Raw genomic sequence first — 16988 nt, 5'->3', positions numbered from 1 at the left:
GTACACCATGGCATATTCTTCCAAGGTCATCGACCACTACGAAAATCCCCGCAACGTCGGCTCCTTCGAAAAGGGCGACGACTCGGTAGGCACCGGCATGGTCGGCGCACCGGCTTGCGGCGACGTGATGAAGCTGCAAATCAAGGTCAACCCGGAAACCGGCGTGATCGAAGACGCCCGCTTCAAGACCTACGGCTGCGGCTCGGCCATCGCCTCGTCGTCGCTCGTGACCGAATGGGTCAAGGGCAAGACGCTCGACGAAGCGGCTGCGCTCAAGAACGCGCAGATCGCCGAAGAACTGGCGCTGCCGCCCGTGAAGATCCACTGCTCCATCCTGGCCGAAGACGCCATCAAGGCAGCCGTGAGCGACTACAAGGCCAAGCACGGCGTCAAAGCGACTGAAGCCGAAGCTGTTCACTGACATGGCCGTCACGCTGACCGAAGCCGCTGCACGGCACGTCACCCGTTACCTCGGCAAGCGAGGCAAGGGCGTGGGCGTGCGGCTGGGCGTGAAGACCACGGGTTGCTCCGGCCTGGCCTACAAGCTCGAATACGTGGACGAACTGGCGCCTGAAGACGTGGTGTTCGAAGACCATGGCGTGAAGGTGCTGGTCGATCCGAAGAGCCTGGCCTACATCGACGGCACGCAGCTCGACTTCGTGCGCGAAGGCCTGAACGAGGGCTTCAAGTTCATCAACCCCAACGAGCGCGACCGCTGCGGTTGTGGGGAAAGTTTTCGCATCTGATGCGCCGTCGCTGACCGCGACAACAGCCGCCACCATGTCATGTGCTGGCGGTTTTTTCTTGCCATGAACCTGAACGACACCGACTTTGAATTGTTCGCCGTCCCGGCGACTTTCGCGCAGGACCGCGCCGCGCTCGACGCGCGCTGGAAAGAGCTGCAGCGCGAGGCCCATCCGGACCGCTTTGCCGCGCAGGGCGCCGCGGCGCAGCGCGTGGCCATGCAATGGTCGGTGCGCATCAACGAGGCCTACCAGCGCCTGAAGGATCCGATCCGCCGCGCCAGCTACATCTGCGAGATGAATGGCGCGCCGCTGAATGCCGAGAACAACACGGCGATGCCACCGGAGTTCCTCATGCAGCAGATGGAGTGGCGCGAGGCACTCGACGATGTAGAGAACGTTGAATCGCTCGAAAAGCTCCAGGCCGAGGTCGAGGCCGGCCGCGCACGCGCGCTGTCGTCGCTCGACTGGCTGATCGACGAGAAGGGCGACTACCCGGCAGCGGCACAACAAGTGAGAGCCCTCATGTTCATTGAGCGCTTCGGGCAGGACGTCGAAGCCAAATTCGATCAGTTGGGACAATAGAAGACATGAACCCCCACGCTCATCACTTCGTGTATTCGCTGCCCCCCATGGGGGCGCAGGCCTCCCTTGGGGCGGCCCGGCGGGAGGCCTGATGGCTCTTCTTCAGATTTCCGAACCCGGCCAGGCGCCCGATCCGCATCAGCGCCGCATTGCCGTGGGCATCGACCTGGGCACCACGCATTCATTGGTGGCCTCGGTGCGCAACGGCGTGGCCGAATGCCTGCCCGACGACCAGGGCCGCGTGCTGCTGCCTTCGGCCGTGCGCTACCTCGAGGGCGACCGCCGCCAGATCGGCTTCGACGCCGTGGCCGCGCGTGCGCAGGACCCCGCCAACACCATCACTTCCGTGAAGCGGCTCATGGGCCGCGGCCTGGCCGACATCGCGAACCGCGATGCCATGTCGTACAGCATCGGAAGCAGCGACGGCGGCATGGTGAATGTGCAGACGCTGGCGGGCGAGAAGTCGCCGGTCGAGATCAGCGCCGAAATTTTGGCGACGCTGCGCTACCGCGCCCAGGACACCTTCGATGATGACGAGCTCTACGGCGCAGTCATCACCGTGCCCGCATACTTCGACGAAGGCCAGCGCCAGGCGACCAAGGACGCCGCGCAGCTCGCCGGCCTCAACGTGCTGCGCCTGATCAGCGAACCCACGGCCGCGGCCATTGCCTACGGCCTGGACAACGCGAGCGAAGGCGTCTACGCGGTCTACGACCTGGGCGGTGGCACCTTCGACATCTCGATCCTTCGGCTCACGCAGGGCGTGTTCGAAGTGATCGCCACGGGTGGTGATTCGGCCCTCGGCGGCGACGACTACGACCATGCGCTTGCCGACTTCGTGCTCGCGCAGACCGGCCTGCAAGCGGGCAGCGACGCCGACAAGGCCGCGCTGCTCGTGGCTGCGCGCGCCGCGAAAGAAGCGCTGACCGATTCGGCGTCGACCACCTTCAGCGCGAATGTCGCCGGCACGGTTGCAAATTTCGACCTGAGCCGCGAGCAGTTCTACACCGCGACCCAGCCACTCACCGATCGCACCATCGCAGCCGTCCGCAAGGCACTGCGCGACGCGAAGCTCAAGCCCGACGAGCTGCAAGGCATCGTGCTCGTCGGCGGTTCTACCCGCATGCCACAGGTCCGCCGTGCAGTCGCCGATTTCTTCGGCCGCGAGCCGCTGGTCAACCTAAACCCCGACGAAGTCGTGGCCCTGGGTGCAGCCATCCAGGCCAACCAGTTGGCCGGCAACAACGGCGCGGGCGAATTGCTGCTGCTCGACGTGATCCCGCTGTCGCTCGGCATCGAGACCATGGGTGGGCTGGTCGAGCGCATCGTGCCGCGCAACCAGACCATCCCGACCGCGATGGCGCAGGACTTCACGACCTACCAAGACGGCCAGACCGCGCTGGCGCTGCACGTGGTGCAGGGCGAGCGCGACCTTGTCTCCGACTGCCGCAGCCTCGCGCGCTTCACGCTGCGCGGCATTCCACCGATGGCGGCCGGCGCGGCGCGCATTCGCGTGACCTTCACCGTCGATGCCGACGGCCTGCTGAGCGTGAGCGCCAAAGAGCAGGGCAGCGGCGTCGAGGCCAGCGTGGCCGTCAAGCCGTCGTACGGCCTGTCGGACGACCAGATCGCGACCATGCTGCAGGAAAGCTTCTCCACCGCGCAGCAGGACATGCAAGCCCGTGCGCTGGTCGAGGCGCGCGTCGACGCCGACCGCATGCTGCTCGCCACCCAGAGCGCGCTCGATGCCGATGGCGATCTGCTGAGCGACGAAGAGCGCACGCTCATCGACGCTTCGATGGCGCAGTTGCGCGAAGCCGCCAAGACCAGCAACGACGCCGGCGCCATCGAGGCCGCAACCAAGAAGCTGGCCGACGACACCGAGGCCTTTGCCGCACAGCGCATGAACGCGGGCATTGCGCGCGCACTTGCCGGCCGCAAGGTCGAATCTCTCTAGAACAACATGCCCACGATCAAGATCTACCCGCATCCCGAGTACTGCCCGCAAGGCGCCGAAATCACCGCGCCCGCAGGCACCTCGATCTGCGAGGCGCTGCTCGACAACCACATCAACATCGAGCACGCCTGCGAGATGAGCTGTGCCTGCACCACCTGCCACGTGATCGTGCGCGAGGGTTTCAACTCGCTCAACGAAGCGGAAGAGGGCGAAGAAGATCTGCTCGACCGTGCCTGGGGCCTGGAGCCGCAATCGCGCCTGAGTTGCCAATCGATCCTGGCGCAGGAGAATGTGACTATCGAGATTCCCAAATACTCGATCAATCACGCCAAGGAAAACCACTGATGAGTCGCTTGATCGTCCTCGATACCGAAACCACCGGGCTTTCCGCGGAAAACGGCGACCGCGTCATCGAGCTCGGCTGCGTGGAGCTGTTCAACCGCAAGCTCACCGGCAACGACCTGCACATCTATTTCAACCCGGAGCGCGAGAGCCACGAAGACGCGCTGAAGGTCCACGGCCTGACGACCGACTTCCTGCGCGACAAGCCGAAGTTCGCGACGCTGGCGAACGACATCGTCGAGTACCTGCGCGATGCCGAGCTGATCATTCACAACGCGGCCTTCGACGTGGGCTTCCTCAACAAGGAGTTCGAGCGCGCCGGTTTTCCCCCGCTGCGCACCTTCGTTGCGGAAGTGACCGACACACTGGCCATGGCCAAGCTGGTGTATCCGGGCAAGCGCAATTCGCTCGATGCACTGTGCGACCGCTTCGGCGTCGATCGTTCGAACCGCACCTTCCACGGCGCCAAGCTGGACGCCCAGTTGCTGGCTGACGTCTACATCAACCTCACACGCGGGCAGGATGCGCTGCTCATCGATGTGGCGTCGAGCGAGCCCGAGGTGGGCACCGCCGTCGTGGCGATGGACCTGAGCCAGTTCGAGCTGCCGGTGATCCTGGCAGCGGAGCAAGAACTCGCCGCGCACGAGGGCGTGCTGGCTCAACTCGATAAATCTTCTGGTGGCCGCACACTGTTTCGTCAAAATGACGAAAAAGCTGTGGCATAATCTGAGGCTTCGCTGAACGCGATTCGTAATTCAAAGCAACGCAGTCAAACGCGTTGTTTTGGGCGGTTAGCTCAGGGGTAGAGCACAGCATTCACACTGCTGGGGTCGGAGGTTCGAAGCCTCCACCGCCCACCATCATCAAAAAGCGACCTGGATTTCCAGGTCGCTTTTTTGTTTTGCGCGTCCGGTCTTTTTACTGCTTCGCGCCGAAGAGGTCGTCGCAGTTATCGCAAGCGAAGTAGAGCTTCTGCTCCCCGCATTGCACCGACCCTGTGGCACCCGCCCGGATCTGCCAGTCGCACGACCTGCCTTGCCGGGTCAGCGTGCCTTCGACGTAGCAGGGCGCCAGCTGGTAGTTGTCGTGCAAGGTCTTGTAGTCGACCTCTTTCGCGCGAGAAAAGAATTCGCGCGCCTTGCCGTGGCTCTGCGGCACATCGGATGTCCGGCAGGCCGCGGCCGGTTCGTCGGTGTGGAAGTCTGCGACGTAGACGTTCGTGAACGACGCAGCGTCGCGGGTCGCACACGAAGCGACAAGCATGGCACCAACCGCCAACGCAAGAACGCGGATTCTTACTTCCATAGCGCCGAACTCGCTTCGCCTGGATTCTTGTACGACACCGTCGGATGCCGGTAGACGTCGCTCGACTTCAGGTTGAACTGCAGGTACAGCTCATCGATCAGCCATTGAAGCGACGCGTTCTGCGCAGCTGTCACGTCCTCGTAGCTCTTGTCGTCGATGTGCAGGCCGACCAGTTCGATGCCGATCGAGTCGTTGTTCACCGGATACCGATCGGGGTAGGGCTTTGCGCGCTCATGCGCATCGATGGCGTTGATCTGGCTGGTCCACGACATCGCCAGCATCTTGGCCATGGCTGACGTGTCGCAAGTGCTCTTGTTGATGGTGAGGCACTTCGACTTGATCAGCTTGCCGACGTGATAGCAGCGCGCATACACGCTGGCCGTCTGGTAGATCTGGCCGTTCTTGTCGATCAGGAAGTGGGCGCCGTTGCCGCCCGCCTGGTAGCCGTTGAGGCTGGACTCGGCGGTGCTGGAATCGGTCTGGTGAACGACGATGGCCAGCACACTGGGCAATGCGCCGTGCTCGATGCCGGATGACCGCCTGGGTATCACCTTGGGATCGACCAGCATCCCGTTGGTGTCGATGGTGGACATTTCTCTCCCTCCAGAAGAAAGCGATGCTCGTTGCTGCTCTGTCAGCGCGTCGAAGTAAAACACATCGATCGCGGATGACAAAACCGCATTGGTAACGCGATTTGACAGAGCCCGCGGCGCTGATTGCTTCCGCCTTACTTGACTGTCGGTTGGCACCGACGGCAAGTGCAGCCAAGGGCTGTCGCACTTCCCACGGCACTGGCCTAGAACCTGGATGAAAGGAGCAAGACCATGGCCACTCATCCCGATCTTCCGACCCCCGTGACGCCGGACCTGCCCGTCGAGCCCGATGAAGGCCCGAGCACGCCACCGGACGAACCCACCGACCCCGAGCCGCCACCCTCGGTGAGTTGAGTTTGTTCGTGCATCGTGCGGGCCGCGATAAGCTCGCACGATGGACGAAATTGATTGCGCCGTCATCGGCGCTGGAGTGGTGGGGCTGGCCGTGGCGCGCGCGTTGGCGCTCGCGGGCCGGGAGGTGTTGGTGCTCGAATCCGAAGGTGCCATCGGCACTGCAACGAGTTCGCGCAACAGCGAGGTGATTCACGCGGGCATCTATTACCCGAAGGGCTCGCTGAAGGCACGGCTTTGCGTCGAGGGCAAGCAACTGCTGTACGCCTATGCCGATGAGCGCGGCGTGCCGCATCGGCGCTGCGGCAAGCTGATCGTGGCGACGTCGCCCGAACAGGCCGGTCAACTCGAGGCGATCCGGGTCAAGGCGGCTGCCAACGGGGTCGACGATCTGGAACTGCTTACCGAACAGCAGGCCAAGGCGCTGGAGCCGCAACTGCAATGCGTGGCGGCCCTGCATTCGCCCAGCACCGGCATCGTCGACAGCCATGCGCTGATGCTGAGCCTGCTCGGCGACCTCGAGAACGCGGGCGGCATGCTCGCGCTGAAATCACCGGTGACGCGCGCCGAATGTGGTGCCGACGGCATCGTGCTGATCGCGCAGGACGGCACGGCGTTGCGCTGCCGGACGGTGGTCAATGCAGCGGGGCTCGGAGCCCCGGCGCTGGCCCGTCGATTCGAGGGGCTGCCCGCCTCGTCGGTGCCGCAAGAGTATTTCGCCAAGGGCAACTACTTCACCCTGTCGGGGCGAGCGCCTTTCGGCCGCCTCGTCTATCCGGTTCCCGAGCCGGGCGGCTTGGGCGTGCATTTGACGATCGACCTCGGCGGCCAGGCCAAGTTCGGGCCCGACGTGCAGTGGGTGTCTTCGGCCGACGACCTCGTGGTCGACCCCGCGCGCGGCGACGGCTTCTATGCCGAGGTGCGCAAGTACTGGCCGGCGCTGCCCGACGGCGCACTTATTCCCGGCTACGCAGGCATGCGGCCCAAGATCTCGGGGCCGGGCGAGCCGGCTGCGGACTTCGTGATCGAGGGGCCCTCGTCGCACGGTGTGGCGGGCCTGGTCAATCTGTTCGGCATCGAGTCGCCGGGGCTCACGAGCAGCCTGGCGATCGGGGCGCATGTCGCCCGCCTGCTGGCGGGTACGGAAGCTTGAGTGAGTGAATCAAGGGCACAAGTCCGCACATCTGTCGCGCATGAGGGTCTTTTGTGCCTGTAACATGACAGTACGCCATTTGCTGGCGTGAAGCCGCCGGCGCGGTGCCGGTGTCATCACGGAGGAAAGATTCCAATGAGTGCATCCAAAAATCTTGAAGCAGCAGCCGAAGACATCGCAAGCGACGTGCGCGGCGTGCTGGCGAGCAAGGACCTGGATTCGGTTCCCCACATCAAGGCGCTGCGCCAGCGCATCGACACCAAGCTCGCCATCGCGCGCGAGCTCGCTTCCGAGAAAAGCAAGCTCGCCGCCAAGAAGGCGCGCGAAGCGGCCACCTCCGCCAACGCCTACGCACACGACGAACCATGGCAGATCGCCGGTGCCGCACTGGCCGTCGGCGTGCTGGTGGGCCTGCTGCTTGGCCGCCGCTGACCGGCACTCGCACCGCAGCATCGTTCACCCGGGCATGACCGGGGGCAGCCCATGAGGCTGCTGTCCCTGTTCGGCCTGGACGCCCGCGTCCGCCGGCTGCGCATCGCCGCCGCCGAAGGCGCCTTGGCGGCCGAAGACCGGGTGCAACTGCTGCGAATGGCCTGGGAGGACGAGAAACAGCGCCTGAAGCTGATGCTCGTCTTCGGGCTGGCCGTGCTGGGGCTGACCACCGTCACCGTGGCGCTGGTGTCCGTGGCAGTGGTGGTTCATTTCTGGGACACGCCTTACCGCATCACGGCCGCATGGTCGGTGGCGGGCGTGTGGATCGTGCTGTGGCTGGTGGCTGCCATCGGCCTGCTGCAGACCCTGCGCAACGCGTCCAACGGCTTTGCGCCGGCGCGCCATGAGTTCGAACGCGACTGGGCCTGGGTGCAGGACCGCTTCGGCCTCGGCAAAGACCCCGACCAGCACGAAGACGAACCGCGCCCGCCGCGGCCGGTTACGCGAGAAGAGTTGCTCGCGCGCATGGATCGGCAGCGCGAACGCATCGCAACGCTGCAGGGCGGCCGCGACCCGCAGTTCGCACACGATGCGGCCGAGGGGGAGCAGCAAGCGCCTCCGCCCGACGAGTCCGCCGCTGCCGCTGCATTGCGCCTTGCTCGCGCCCACCCCGTGGCCACCGGCGTGATCGCCGCGGCCGCCGTGGTGGTGATCCGGCCAAAGCGTCTGCTGCGCTGGGCCGCGTTCATTGCGCCAGTGCTCTGGCGCATGCGCTAACCAAAAAAAGCCGGAAAGACTCAGGCCTTGCTGCGATCGTGCAGCAGCGCCTGGGCCGCTTCGCGGACCAGCGCGGGGCCGCGGTAGATCAGGCCGGTGTAGATCTGCACCACATCCGCGCCGGCCGCGATCTTGGCCTTGGCATCAGCCCCGCTCAGGATGCCGCCCACCCCGATGATCGGAAAACCCGAGCCCAGTGCCGCGCGCAGTTGCGCGATCACGCGGTTGCTGGCTTCTCGTACCGGCGCACCCGACAAGCCGCCTGCTTCCTCCGCATGCGGGAGGCCCTTCACCGCGTCGCGCGCCAGCGTGGTGTTGGTGGCGATGACGCCATCCATGCCGTGGCGCTTCAGCGTGGCCGCAATGACCGCGACTTGCGTCTCGTCGAGGTCGGGCGCGATCTTCACGAACAGCGGCGAGCGCTTGGCGTGGCGCGTGGCCAGCGCTTCGCGGCGCTCTGCCACGGCGCCGAGCAGGGCATCGAGCGCCTCGTCGCTCTGCAGCGAGCGCAGGTTGGCCGTGTTGGGGCTGGAGATGTTGATCGTCACGTAATCGGCATGCGGATACACGCCGTCGAGGCAGGCAAGGTAGTCGTCCACCGCGCGCTCGATCGGCGTGGCGGCGTTCTTGCCGATGTTCAGGCCCAGCAGCATCGGCTGTTTGGCCGCGCCGCCTGCCTTGCGGAAGCGCGCCTTCTGCACGTTCGCCAGGAAGGCCTCCAGACCTTCGTTGTTGAAGCCCAGCCGGTTGATCAGCGCGTCGCGCTGCGGCAGGCGGAACATGCGGGGCTTGGGGTTACCCGGCTGGCCCTTCGGCGTGACCGTGCCCACTTCGACGAACCCGAAGCCCATGGCCGCGAAGGCGTCGATGCAGCGGGCGTTCTTGTCGAGGCCGGCCGCCAGACCAACCCGGTTGGGAAAGCTCAGCCCTGCGAGCTGGATGGGATCGCTGACGCGCGGCGCCGAATAGGCGCAGGCCAGGGGCGTGTTCTGGGTGCGCGCGAGTCCGTCGAGGGTCAGTTCATGGGCGTGCTCGGGGTCGAAGCCGAACAGGAAAGGGCGGGCCAGGCCGTAGAGCGAAGAGGGCATCAGCAGGGGCATCGGATAATTCTCGACTTCAATGAGCCAAGGATTCTCCGCGATGACCGCACCCGCCTCCCCAACCCCCGCTTCCGGCACCCTGTCCCAGGACGAACTCAAGGCCCTGGTCGGGCATGCCGCTCTGGCCTACGTGGTCAAGGGCGAGATCGTCGGCGTCGGCACCGGCTCCACGGTGAACAAGTTCATCGACGCGCTGGCGACGATCAAGGACCAGATCAAGGGCGCCGTTTCCAGCTCGGTTGCCTCCACCGAGCGCCTGCGGGCGCTGGGCATCCCGGTGTTCGACAGCAACGAGGTCGAGGAACTGGCCGTCTACATCGACGGTGCCGACGAAATCGATCACCGCGGCTTCATGGTGAAGGGCGGCGGCGCGGCACTTACACGCGAGAAGATCGTGGCCGCCCAGTCGCGCAAGTTCATCTGCATCGCCGATGCCTCCAAGCTGGTAGAAACGCTGGGCGCCTTCCCGCTGCCGGTGGAGGTGATTCCGATGGCTGCACGCCGCGTGATGCGCCAGTTCACGGCCATGGGTGGCATTGCCCAGGTGCGCGAGAAGGACGGCCTGCCGCTGGTGACGGACAACGGCCAGCACATCGTCGACGTGACCGGCCTGCGCATCGGCGACCCGCTGGCCTTCGAGTCCGAAGTGAGCCAGTGGCCGGGCGTGGTGACTGTCGGCGTCTTCGCGCACCAGAAGGCCGACGTGTGCCTGCTGGGCACCGCGACTGGCGTGAAAACGATGACGTTTGCCTGAAAGGGCAACGCCTCAGGTTCAGAACTTGATGCCGGCCGGGTTGCTCGGACTCGGCTCGTTCGATGCGGGCGGCGGCGAGGTGGGTTGCGCAGCCGGTGCCGCGGCAGGCGTACGGGCGGCGGGTGCGGCCTGCTGCGCGACCAGCGGCCGCGCCGGGCCGTTGCGGTAGCCGGCGGGCAGGCTGTTGCTCTTCGGATAGCCCGCCGCGTCGAGGTACTGCGACCATTCGACATCCGAGAAACCCTTGAGCTGCTGCGATCCGATGGTCAGCAGCGGCAGCGAACTCTGGCCGCTCAGGCGTTGCAGCGCCTCGAGTTCCTCGTTGCTCTTGACGGTGCGCTCGTCGAACGGAATGCCGCGCGTCGTGAGCATGGAGCGGGCGGCGCTGCAGGGCGCGCATTCTTCGCCGCTGTACAGCGTGACCGGGTAGCGCTGAGCCACCTGCCGCAGTTCATAGGGCAACCCGGCATTGGGCGGCGTGGAGATGCCGCCTTGCGGCCCCGAAGCCGCCCCTGCGTCGGCGCTCGGTGCGCGGTCCGAGAAAGTGACCTTGCCGTTCTTGTCCACCTGGCGGTAGACGGTCTGCGCCGTTGCGCTCGCGGCGGCGAACACAAGGGCCAGGCCGATCAGGCGATGCGGTGAGAATTTGTAAGGGGGCGGATGCATCGCCCGAGTATCGCAAGCTTCAGCGCCGCATCAAGCGGGCTGGGCCTCGGCCATGCCTTGATGTCGCAGCAGCGCATCAAGCTGGGGTTCGCGGCCGCGGAAGGCCTTGAACGAATCCATCGCGCTGCGGCTGCCACCGGCTTCGAGGATGGCCTGGCGGTACTTGCGGCCGGTCTCGATGTTCGGTTCGCCGTCGGCGCCCACGGTTTCCTCGAAGGCCGCGTAGGCGTCGGCGCTCAGCACCTCGGCCCACTTGTAGCTGTAGTAGCCGGCCGCGTAGCCGCCCGAGAAGATGTGGCTGAAAGTATTCGGCGTGCGGCTGAACGGCGGGGAGGGCATCACAGCGACTTCAGTGCGCACCTTGCCCAGCAGCGCCATCACGTCGCCGGGCTTGGCGTCGGCCGCGTGGTACTCGGTGTGCAGCAGCATGTCGAACAGCGAGAACTCGATCTGGCGCAGCGTCTGCAGGCCGCTCTGGAAGTTCTTGGCAGCCGTCATCTTGTCGAACAGCGCGCGCGGCAGCGGCGCGCCGGTATCGACGTGGGCGGTCATGTGCTTGAGCACATCCCATTCCCAGCAGAAGTTTTCCATGAACTGGCTTGGCAGCTCGACCGCGTCCCACTCGACGCCGCTGATGCCCGAGACGTCGCGCTCGTTCACCTGCGTGAGCATGTGGTGCAGGCCGTGGCCGAACTCGTGGAAGAGGGTGGTCACGTCGTCGTGCGTGAGCAGCGGCGGCTTGCCGTCGACACCGCTCGCGAAGTTGCACACCAACTGCGCGACCGGCGTCTGCAGCACGCCGTTGTCGGGGCGCAGCCAGCGGGCGCGCACGTCGTCCATCCAGGCACCGCCGCGCTTGGCGGCGCGGGCGGACGGGTCGAGATAGAACTGGCCGACCTTCTGGACGCCCTGAGGGGTTTGGCGTTCGATGCGATAGAACTCGACGCTCGGGTGCCACACCGGCGCGCTGTCGCGGCGGATCGACACTTCGAACAGCGTCTCGACGATCTTGAAAAGGCCGGCCATGACCTTCGGCGCCGGGAAGTACTGCTTCACCTCCTGCTCGCTGAAGGCGTAGCGCGCTTCTTTCAGCTTCTCGCCAATGTAGCTCCAGTCCCAGGGTTGCGGGTCGGTGATGCTCAACTGCTCGGCAGCGAAGACGCGCAGGTCGGCCAGATCGCGTTCGCCATAGGGCTTGGCCTTGGTCGCGAGGTCGCGCAGGAACTTGACGACCTGCTCGGGCGATTCGGCCATCTTCGGCACGACCGACAGTTCGCCGAAATTCCTGTAGCCCAGCAGCTTGGCCTCTTCCTCGCGCAGCGCGAGGATCTCGGTGATGAGCGGGGTGTTGTCGAAGGCCGCGTCGCCGAACTCGCTGGCGCGGGTGACGTAGGCGCGGTAGAGCTTTTCGCGCAGCGCGCTGCTCTTGGCGAACTGCATCACCGGCAGGTAGCACGGCATCTTGAGCGTGAGCTTGTAGCCTTCCTTGCCGTCGGCCTCGGCGGCCGCGCGGGCGGCGCTCACCACGTCTTCGGGCACGCCTTCGAGTTCGCCGAGCTGGGCGTAGTAGGCGAAGGCGTCGGTCGCGTCGAGGGCGTTCTCGCTGAACTTCTGGCTCAGCTCGGCCTGGCGTTCCTGGATGTCGGCGAAGCGCTTCTTGGCATCGCCCTGAAGCTCGGCGCCGCCGAGCACGAAGTTGCGCACCGCGTTGCGGTGGGCCTGGCGCTGCTCGGCGTTGAGCGTGGCGACGTCGATGGCCTTGTATTTGGCGTAGAGCCGCTCGTCGGAGCCCAGGCGGGTCCAGAAGGCGGTGACGCGGGGCATGGCCTCGTTGTAGGCGGCGCGCAGCTCAGGGGTGTCGGCCACGGCGTTCAGGTGGCCGATGGCGCCCCAGGCGCGGCTGAAGCGTTCGGAGGCCACGTCGAGCACCTTCGAGATCGCGTTCCAGTCGGCGGGGAACTCGGGCGCCGTCACGGTCTGCAGCGCGGTCTCGGCGTCGGCCAGCAGCGTATCGACCGCGGGCGACACATGCTCCGGCTTGATCCGGTCGAACAGCGGGAGATCGTTGAAATCGAGGAGGGGGTTGTTCGTCATGGCCATGGAAGTTACTTTGCGGCGCGTTCGGCGGCTTCAAGAGTGTTGGCGAGCAGCATGGCGCGCGTCATGGGCCCGACGCCGCCCGGCACGGGCGTGATCCAGCTTGCGACTTCCTTGACGCCGTCGAAATCGACGTCGCCTGCCAGCTTGCCGTCTTCCTTGCGATTCATGCCCACGTCGATGACCACCGCGCCGGGCTTCACCATGTCCGCCGTGAGGAGATTGCGCTTGCCCACGGCGGCGACGATCACGTCGGCCTGGCGCGTGATGGCGCCCAGGTCTTGCGTGGCGCTGTGGCAGATGGTCACGGTGGCGCTCTTGGCCAGCAGCATCATGGCCATCGGCTTGCCGACGATGTTGCTGCGGCCGATGACCACCGCGTGCTTGCCGCGCAGGTTGTAGCCGATGGATTCGAGCATCTTCATGCAGCCGTGCGGCGTGCAGGGCCAGAAGCCGGGGGCGCCGGTCATGAGCGCGCCGGCGCTGGCGACGTGGAAGCCGTCCACGTCCTTGCTGGGCGAGATCGTCTCGATGACCTTCTGGCTGTCCATGTGCTTCGGCAGCGGGAGCTGGACCAGGATGCCATGCACCTTCGGATCGTCGTTGAGCGCGCGGATGCGGGCCAGCAGGTCGGCCTCGGTCATGTCGGCGGGGTAGGTCTCGAGCGTGGCCGAGAGGCCGGTCTGGGCGCTGTCGTTGACCTTGTGCTTCGTGTAGACCTGGCTGGCCGGGTCTTCGCCCACGAGGATGATGGAAAGGGCCGGGTTCACGCCTCGGGCCTTGAGCGCGGCGGTGCGGCCGGCAACTTCGGCGCGGATGGTTTGGGCGAGGGCGTTGCCGTCGATCAGTTGGGCGGTCATCGGTTTCGATCTTCCAAGTAAAAACGCCCGCTTGCGCAGGCGTGGTGTTCATTCATCGCTATCGCAGGGATAGCTTCTAGGCCTTGGCCGCCGGGGCCGCCTGTCCGAGCGCGATCTTGAGGAGGTCGGCCACGGTGTTGGCGTTGAGCTTTTCCATGATGTTGGCGCGGTGCGCCTCGACCGTCTTGATGCTGATGCCCAGGTCGTCCGCGATCTGCTTGTTCAGGCGGCCGGCGACGATGCGCTCGAGCACCTGTGCCTCGCGGCCGGTGAGCTTGGACAGCAGCGCGTCGCGGCTGGCCGATTGCTGGTGCTGGGTGAAGGCGCCGCGCGCATGTTCGAGCATGCGCTCGACCAGCGTGACGAGTTCCTCGTCGTTGAAGGGCTTCTGGATGAAATCCATGGCGCCCTTCTTCATGCTGTCGACGGCCATCGGCACGTCGCCGTGGCCGGTGATGACCACGATCGGCAGCGGGGAGCGCCTCTCGATCAGCCGATCCTGCAGTTCGAGGCCGGTCATGCCGGCCATGCGGATGTCGACGATCAAACAGGCGACTTCGCGCGGGTCGTATCGGGAGAGAAAGGATTCGGCGGAATCGAAACAGCGGACTCTGTAGTCCTTGCCTTCGAGCAGCCATTGCAGCGAATCGCGTACGGCTTCGTCGTCATCAACGACATAGACCGTGCCCTTCTTCGGAATCAAACTCATGCAGGTACCTTTGCCTCGTCGCTAGCTACGGAACTGATAGCGTCCAACACCGGAATCCAGAAGGAAAAACGGCATCCGATCACATCCGGACCATTGTAGATGTTCTCCGCCTGCATCCGGCCGCGATGCGACTCGACGATGGTGCGGCACAGGTTCAGCCCGATGCCCATGCCTTCGGGCTTGGTCGAGAAGAAGGCCTCGTAGAGCCGGTCCATCACTTCCGGGGCCAGACCCTTGCCGGTGTCCTGTACCGAAAATTCGATGGCGTTGTGGCCCTCGATCACCTTGGGCAGCACCCGCAGCTCGACGCTGCGGCGCGCCAGCGGGCGGTCGGCGATGTCGATCGACTCGGCCGCGTTCTTCAGCAGGTTGACCATCACCTGCTCGATGAGGATCGGGTCGACGCGCACCACCGGCAGCCGCGCGGCCACGTAGTGGTTCAGGCGCACGTTGCGCCGGCGCAGCTCGATGCCCGCGAGCTCGACCGCCTCGCTCACCATGGTGGCCACGTCGGCCGGCGTGCGGTTGGGCTCGCTGCGTTTCACGAAGGAGCGGATGCGCTGAATGATCTGGCCGGCGCGCTGGGCCTGCTTCGACGTCTTCTCGAGCGCGGCGAGCAGCGCCTCGGTGTCGATCGTCTGGCCCTTGATGCGCGACATCATGCCGTTGCAGTAGTTGGTGATGGCCGTGAGCGGCTGGTTGAGCTCGTGCGCCACGCTCGATGCCATCTCGCCCATGGTGATGAGGCGGCTGGCGGCCTGTGCCTTGTCGGCCTGCGCGGCGGCCTGTTCCTCGGCATCGCGGCGGGGCGTGATGTCGGTGGCGATCACGAGCTGGGCGAGGCGTCCGTCCACCCAGGTCAGGTAGCGCGAGCGCACTTCGAGCCACTTGCCCAGGTGCGGCACGAAGATCTCGTTGTTGGCGGTCTGCGCCGCGGTGAGCGTGTCGATCGGCAGGCCCGCGTAGGGGTCGACGTCGTCCAGGCCCTCGTCGTGCGCGTTCGATGCCGGCACGCCGGCCTGCGCGACCATGCCCAGGTGGCCCACCGTGTCGGAGCCGAACCACAGGCGGTACAGCTTGTTGGCGAACAGCAGTTCCTCGGAGCCGATGGGCGCCACGGACACGGCGGCGTCCAGCGCCTCCAGCACCGTGGTGAAGCGCTCGTAGGAGGCGGAGAGCTGCTCGCGGATGCGCGTGGGCTCGGTGATGTCAGTCATCGACGTCATCCAGCCGGTCTGGTGGCCGCGCGCGTCGATCAGCGGCGACACGTACAGGCGGGCGTTGAAGACGCTGCCGTTCTTGCGCTTCACCCGCACCTGGAAGCCGCCGGGCAGGGCGCGGCCGTGCAGTTCTTCTTCGAGCCGCTCGTTCATCACCTCACGGTCGGATTCGAGCCAGTAAGGGAAGGGCGGCGACTGGCCGACCAGTTCTTCCTCGCTCCAGCCCGTCATCGCGCAGAAGGCGGCGTTCACGTAGGTGATGCGGCCTTGCAGGTCGAGCACCCGCATGCCGGTGAGCATGGAGTTTTCCATCGCCCGGCGGAAGTTGGTTTCGGCCACCAGCCGCTGCTGCGCCTGCAGTCGTCTTCGCGTGTGGCGCCAGGTGCCGATCAGCATCCAGCTCGTGAGCACGCTGAGCGCGCAGACCAGCCAGAACAGCCCGTTGCCGACCACGCCCTGCGAGGTGCGGTAGGCCTGCGCCCGCAGCACCAGCGCATTGCCGACCGGCGACACCGGCACTTCATATTCGTTGGTGCGCTCGGTCCAGGGCAGCAGGCGCGTGCCGCTGTCCTTCAGGTTAGTAGTGTTGCCGGCGATCACGTGGCCCTTGGCGTCGAGCAGCGACACCGCGTAGCGTGCCTGCACCTCGGACGGCATGCCGTAGCGCAGCAGGCCGTCGACCGAGAACTCGCCAAGCACCACGCCCGCGAACAGGCCTTGGTCGAACAGGGGAATGTGCAGCTGCAGCATCGCCGGGGGATCGCCGCCCGCCGCGGGCTGCGAATACACCGGCTGGCGCAGCTCGCGTGCCAGCGCGTAGTTGCTTTCGATGTCGCCGGGGCGCAGCACGTCGCCGATCAGGTGCTGCTGCGCCGGATGCACGCTGGGCGCCGCATAGCCGGCCTTGAAGCGGCGGCGGTCGTCGATCCAGGTGATGGTCTGCAGCTCGGGGAACTGGCTCACCAGCGACTCGGCGCGGCTGGTGAATTCGATCGGGTCGATCTCGCGGTTGGAGGCGTCGCGTGCGATGCGCATCAGCTGTTCCTGCCGCTCGAGCAACCGCAGGCGCATGCGCTGCTGCGCGTATTCGACGTCGCGGCGTACCGACTCCTGCTCGCGCTCCACTTCCTCGGTACGCAGATACCAGAAGGCCGACACGATGGCCGCGAGGAAGAGCAGCACGGCCGCCATCGGCGCGAGCATGGCCACGGCGTCCTGCAGCACCGGCGTCTGCTTGCGCCACCACCTGCGCCACCACGAGAGGGGCGAGGCGTTCACGGCACTGCGGGCAACCGCCAGCGGAGAAGAAAGAGGCATGGTCCGAGTTTAGGTGATGGCCCCCTT

The 16988-nt window shown here is 65.9% G+C and carries 19 protein-coding genes and 1 tRNA gene; 12 read left to right on the top strand and 8 right to left on the bottom strand.

Annotation, left to right across the window (positions count from 1 at the left end; all coding sequences use genetic code 11):
• Positions 1 to 7 precede the first annotated feature (7 nt).
• The 7 genes from iscU to L3V85_RS21275 all read left to right on the top strand — a co-directional run bounded on the left by iscU (position 8) and on the right by L3V85_RS21275 (position 4487).
• Positions 8 to 421, top strand: coding sequence for a Fe-S cluster assembly scaffold IscU (iscU, locus tag L3V85_RS21305; protein WP_237674698.1), 414 nt, complete (start codon positions 8 to 10; stop codon positions 419 to 421).
• Between the two features lies 1 nt (position 422).
• A complete protein-coding gene (iscA, locus tag L3V85_RS21300; RefSeq protein WP_081268993.1) occupies positions 423 to 746 on the top strand; it encodes an iron-sulfur cluster assembly protein IscA in 324 nt (107 codons plus the stop codon).
• A 63-nt stretch (positions 747 to 809) separates the two neighbouring features.
• Positions 810 to 1328 carry a Fe-S protein assembly co-chaperone HscB gene (hscB, locus tag L3V85_RS21295; protein WP_237674697.1) on the top strand — a complete coding sequence of 173 codons (519 nt, stop codon included), beginning with the start codon at positions 810 to 812 and terminating at the stop codon, positions 1326 to 1328.
• 91 nt (positions 1329 to 1419) lie between these two features.
• Positions 1420 to 3285: a Fe-S protein assembly chaperone HscA gene (gene hscA, locus L3V85_RS21290; RefSeq protein WP_237674696.1), complete on the top strand. Its 1866-nt coding sequence runs from the start codon at positions 1420 to 1422 to the stop codon at positions 3283 to 3285.
• 6 nt (positions 3286 to 3291) lie between these two features.
• Positions 3292 to 3630, top strand: coding sequence for an ISC system 2Fe-2S type ferredoxin (fdx, locus tag L3V85_RS21285; RefSeq protein ID WP_013542153.1), 339 nt, complete (start codon positions 3292 to 3294; stop codon positions 3628 to 3630).
• Complete coding sequence (dnaQ, locus tag L3V85_RS21280) at positions 3630 to 4352, top strand: DNA polymerase III subunit epsilon (protein WP_237674695.1); 723 nt, start codon at positions 3630 to 3632, stop codon at positions 4350 to 4352. Before fdx ends, dnaQ begins: the two co-directional genes overlap by 1 nt.
• Positions 4353 to 4412: 60 nt before the next feature.
• Positions 4413 to 4487, top strand: a tRNA-Val gene (locus L3V85_RS21275).
• Positions 4488 to 4545: 58 nt separating this feature from the next.
• On the opposite strand, the gene L3V85_RS21270 is transcribed toward L3V85_RS21275, so the two are convergent.
• Both L3V85_RS21270 and L3V85_RS21265 read right to left on the bottom strand, forming a co-directional pair.
• Positions 4546 to 4890, bottom strand: a complete 345-nt coding sequence (locus L3V85_RS21270) for a hypothetical protein (RefSeq protein ID WP_237674694.1) — start codon at positions 4888 to 4890, stop codon at positions 4546 to 4548.
• A gap of 32 nt (positions 4891 to 4922) precedes the next feature.
• Entirely contained in the window at positions 4923 to 5525 is a 603-nt protein-coding gene (locus L3V85_RS21265) for a peptidoglycan recognition protein family protein (protein WP_237674693.1), read from the bottom strand.
• Positions 5526 to 5756: 231 nt separating this feature from the next.
• Between L3V85_RS21265 and L3V85_RS21260 the strand changes: the two genes are divergently transcribed.
• The 4 genes from L3V85_RS21260 (at position 5757) to L3V85_RS21245 (ending at position 8238) form a co-directional block, all read left to right on the top strand.
• Positions 5757 to 5879, top strand: coding sequence for a stereocilin (locus L3V85_RS21260; protein ID WP_237674692.1), 123 nt, complete (start codon positions 5757 to 5759; stop codon positions 5877 to 5879).
• Between the two features lie 40 nt (positions 5880 to 5919).
• Positions 5920 to 7029 (top strand): NAD(P)/FAD-dependent oxidoreductase, encoded by a 1110-nt coding sequence (locus L3V85_RS21255; protein ID WP_237674691.1) that lies wholly within the window; start codon positions 5920 to 5922, stop codon positions 7027 to 7029.
• Positions 7030 to 7164: 135 nt separating this feature from the next.
• A complete protein-coding gene (locus L3V85_RS21250) occupies positions 7165 to 7461 on the top strand; it encodes a glycine zipper domain-containing protein (RefSeq protein WP_237674690.1) in 297 nt (98 codons plus the stop codon).
• A 51-nt stretch (positions 7462 to 7512) separates the two neighbouring features.
• Positions 7513 to 8238 carry a phage holin family protein gene (locus tag L3V85_RS21245; RefSeq protein ID WP_237674689.1) on the top strand — a complete coding sequence of 242 codons (726 nt, stop codon included), beginning with the start codon at positions 7513 to 7515 and terminating at the stop codon, positions 8236 to 8238.
• Positions 8239 to 8258: 20 nt separating this feature from the next.
• Here L3V85_RS21245 and L3V85_RS21240 read toward each other — a convergent pair whose 3' ends face one another.
• A complete protein-coding gene (locus L3V85_RS21240) occupies positions 8259 to 9338 on the bottom strand; it encodes a quinone-dependent dihydroorotate dehydrogenase (RefSeq protein WP_237674688.1) in 1080 nt (359 codons plus the stop codon).
• Between the two features lie 40 nt (positions 9339 to 9378).
• Here L3V85_RS21240 and rpiA point away from each other — a divergent pair, with 40 nt between their 5' ends.
• Entirely contained in the window at positions 9379 to 10092 is a 714-nt protein-coding gene (gene rpiA / locus L3V85_RS21235; protein ID WP_237674687.1) for a ribose-5-phosphate isomerase RpiA, read from the top strand.
• 18 nt (positions 10093 to 10110) lie between these two features.
• Here rpiA and L3V85_RS21230 read toward each other — a convergent pair whose 3' ends face one another.
• The 5 genes from L3V85_RS21230 to L3V85_RS21210 all read right to left on the bottom strand — a co-directional run bounded on the left by L3V85_RS21230 (position 10111) and on the right by L3V85_RS21210 (position 16961).
• The gene (locus L3V85_RS21230; protein WP_237674686.1) at positions 10111 to 10758 is read right to left on the bottom strand and encodes a glutaredoxin family protein; all 648 of its coding nucleotides are present in this window, start codon (positions 10756 to 10758) and stop codon (positions 10111 to 10113) included.
• A 30-nt stretch (positions 10759 to 10788) separates the two neighbouring features.
• Complete coding sequence (locus L3V85_RS21225) at positions 10789 to 12858, bottom strand: M3 family metallopeptidase (RefSeq protein ID WP_237674685.1); 2070 nt, start codon at positions 12856 to 12858, stop codon at positions 10789 to 10791.
• Between the two features lie 5 nt (positions 12859 to 12863).
• The gene (folD, locus tag L3V85_RS21220; protein WP_237674684.1) at positions 12864 to 13715 is read right to left on the bottom strand and encodes a bifunctional methylenetetrahydrofolate dehydrogenase/methenyltetrahydrofolate cyclohydrolase FolD; all 852 of its coding nucleotides are present in this window, start codon (positions 13713 to 13715) and stop codon (positions 12864 to 12866) included.
• A 76-nt stretch (positions 13716 to 13791) separates the two neighbouring features.
• Entirely contained in the window at positions 13792 to 14424 is a 633-nt protein-coding gene (locus L3V85_RS21215; RefSeq protein WP_012747279.1) for a response regulator transcription factor, read from the bottom strand.
• Complete coding sequence (locus tag L3V85_RS21210; protein ID WP_237674683.1) at positions 14421 to 16961, bottom strand: PAS domain-containing sensor histidine kinase; 2541 nt, start codon at positions 16959 to 16961, stop codon at positions 14421 to 14423. Before L3V85_RS21210 ends, L3V85_RS21215 begins: the two co-directional genes overlap by 4 nt.
• Positions 16962 to 16988 lie beyond the last annotated feature (27 nt).

Source organism: Variovorax paradoxus (assembly GCF_022009635.1).
Taxonomy (GTDB): Bacteria; Pseudomonadota; Gammaproteobacteria; order Burkholderiales; family Burkholderiaceae_C; genus Variovorax.
The sequence above is the reverse complement of the archived record's forward strand: the minus strand, read 5'-3'. Positions and strand labels throughout refer to the sequence as shown.

Bases quoted from the DNA above. Each gene is read 5' to 3' on its own strand.
- hscA (WP_237674696.1), top strand. From the start codon at position 1,420: ATGGCTCTTCTTCAGATTTCCGAACCCGGCCAGGCGCCCGATCCGCAT.
- L3V85_RS21215 (WP_012747279.1), bottom strand. From the start codon at position 14,424: ATGAGTTTGATTCCGAAGAAGGGCACGGTCTATGTCGTTGATGACGAC.
- L3V85_RS21240 (WP_237674688.1), bottom strand. From the start codon at position 9,338: ATGCCCCTGCTGATGCCCTCTTCGCTCTACGGCCTGGCCCGCCCTTTC.
- iscA (WP_081268993.1), top strand. From the start codon at position 423: ATGGCCGTCACGCTGACCGAAGCCGCTGCACGGCACGTCACCCGTTAC.
- hscB (WP_237674697.1), top strand. From the start codon at position 810: ATGAACCTGAACGACACCGACTTTGAATTGTTCGCCGTCCCGGCGACT.
- L3V85_RS21250 (WP_237674690.1), top strand. From the start codon at position 7,165: ATGAGTGCATCCAAAAATCTTGAAGCAGCAGCCGAAGACATCGCAAGC.
- folD (WP_237674684.1), bottom strand. From the start codon at position 13,715: ATGACCGCCCAACTGATCGACGGCAACGCCCTCGCCCAAACCATCCGC.
- L3V85_RS21225 (WP_237674685.1), bottom strand. From the start codon at position 12,858: ATGGCCATGACGAACAACCCCCTCCTCGATTTCAACGATCTCCCGCTG.
- dnaQ (WP_237674695.1), top strand. From the start codon at position 3,630: ATGAGTCGCTTGATCGTCCTCGATACCGAAACCACCGGGCTTTCCGCG.
- L3V85_RS21245 (WP_237674689.1), top strand. From the start codon at position 7,513: ATGAGGCTGCTGTCCCTGTTCGGCCTGGACGCCCGCGTCCGCCGGCTG.
- L3V85_RS21255 (WP_237674691.1), top strand. From the start codon at position 5,920: ATGGACGAAATTGATTGCGCCGTCATCGGCGCTGGAGTGGTGGGGCTG.
- iscU (WP_237674698.1), top strand. From the start codon at position 8: ATGGCATATTCTTCCAAGGTCATCGACCACTACGAAAATCCCCGCAAC.
- L3V85_RS21230 (WP_237674686.1), bottom strand. From the start codon at position 10,758: ATGCATCCGCCCCCTTACAAATTCTCACCGCATCGCCTGATCGGCCTG.
- L3V85_RS21260 (WP_237674692.1), top strand. From the start codon at position 5,757: ATGGCCACTCATCCCGATCTTCCGACCCCCGTGACGCCGGACCTGCCC.
- fdx (WP_013542153.1), top strand. From the start codon at position 3,292: ATGCCCACGATCAAGATCTACCCGCATCCCGAGTACTGCCCGCAAGGC.
- rpiA (WP_237674687.1), top strand. From the start codon at position 9,379: ATGACCGCACCCGCCTCCCCAACCCCCGCTTCCGGCACCCTGTCCCAG.
- L3V85_RS21210 (WP_237674683.1), bottom strand. From the start codon at position 16,961: ATGCCTCTTTCTTCTCCGCTGGCGGTTGCCCGCAGTGCCGTGAACGCC.
- L3V85_RS21265 (WP_237674693.1), bottom strand. From the start codon at position 5,525: ATGTCCACCATCGACACCAACGGGATGCTGGTCGATCCCAAGGTGATA.
- L3V85_RS21270 (WP_237674694.1), bottom strand. From the start codon at position 4,890: ATGCTTGTCGCTTCGTGTGCGACCCGCGACGCTGCGTCGTTCACGAAC.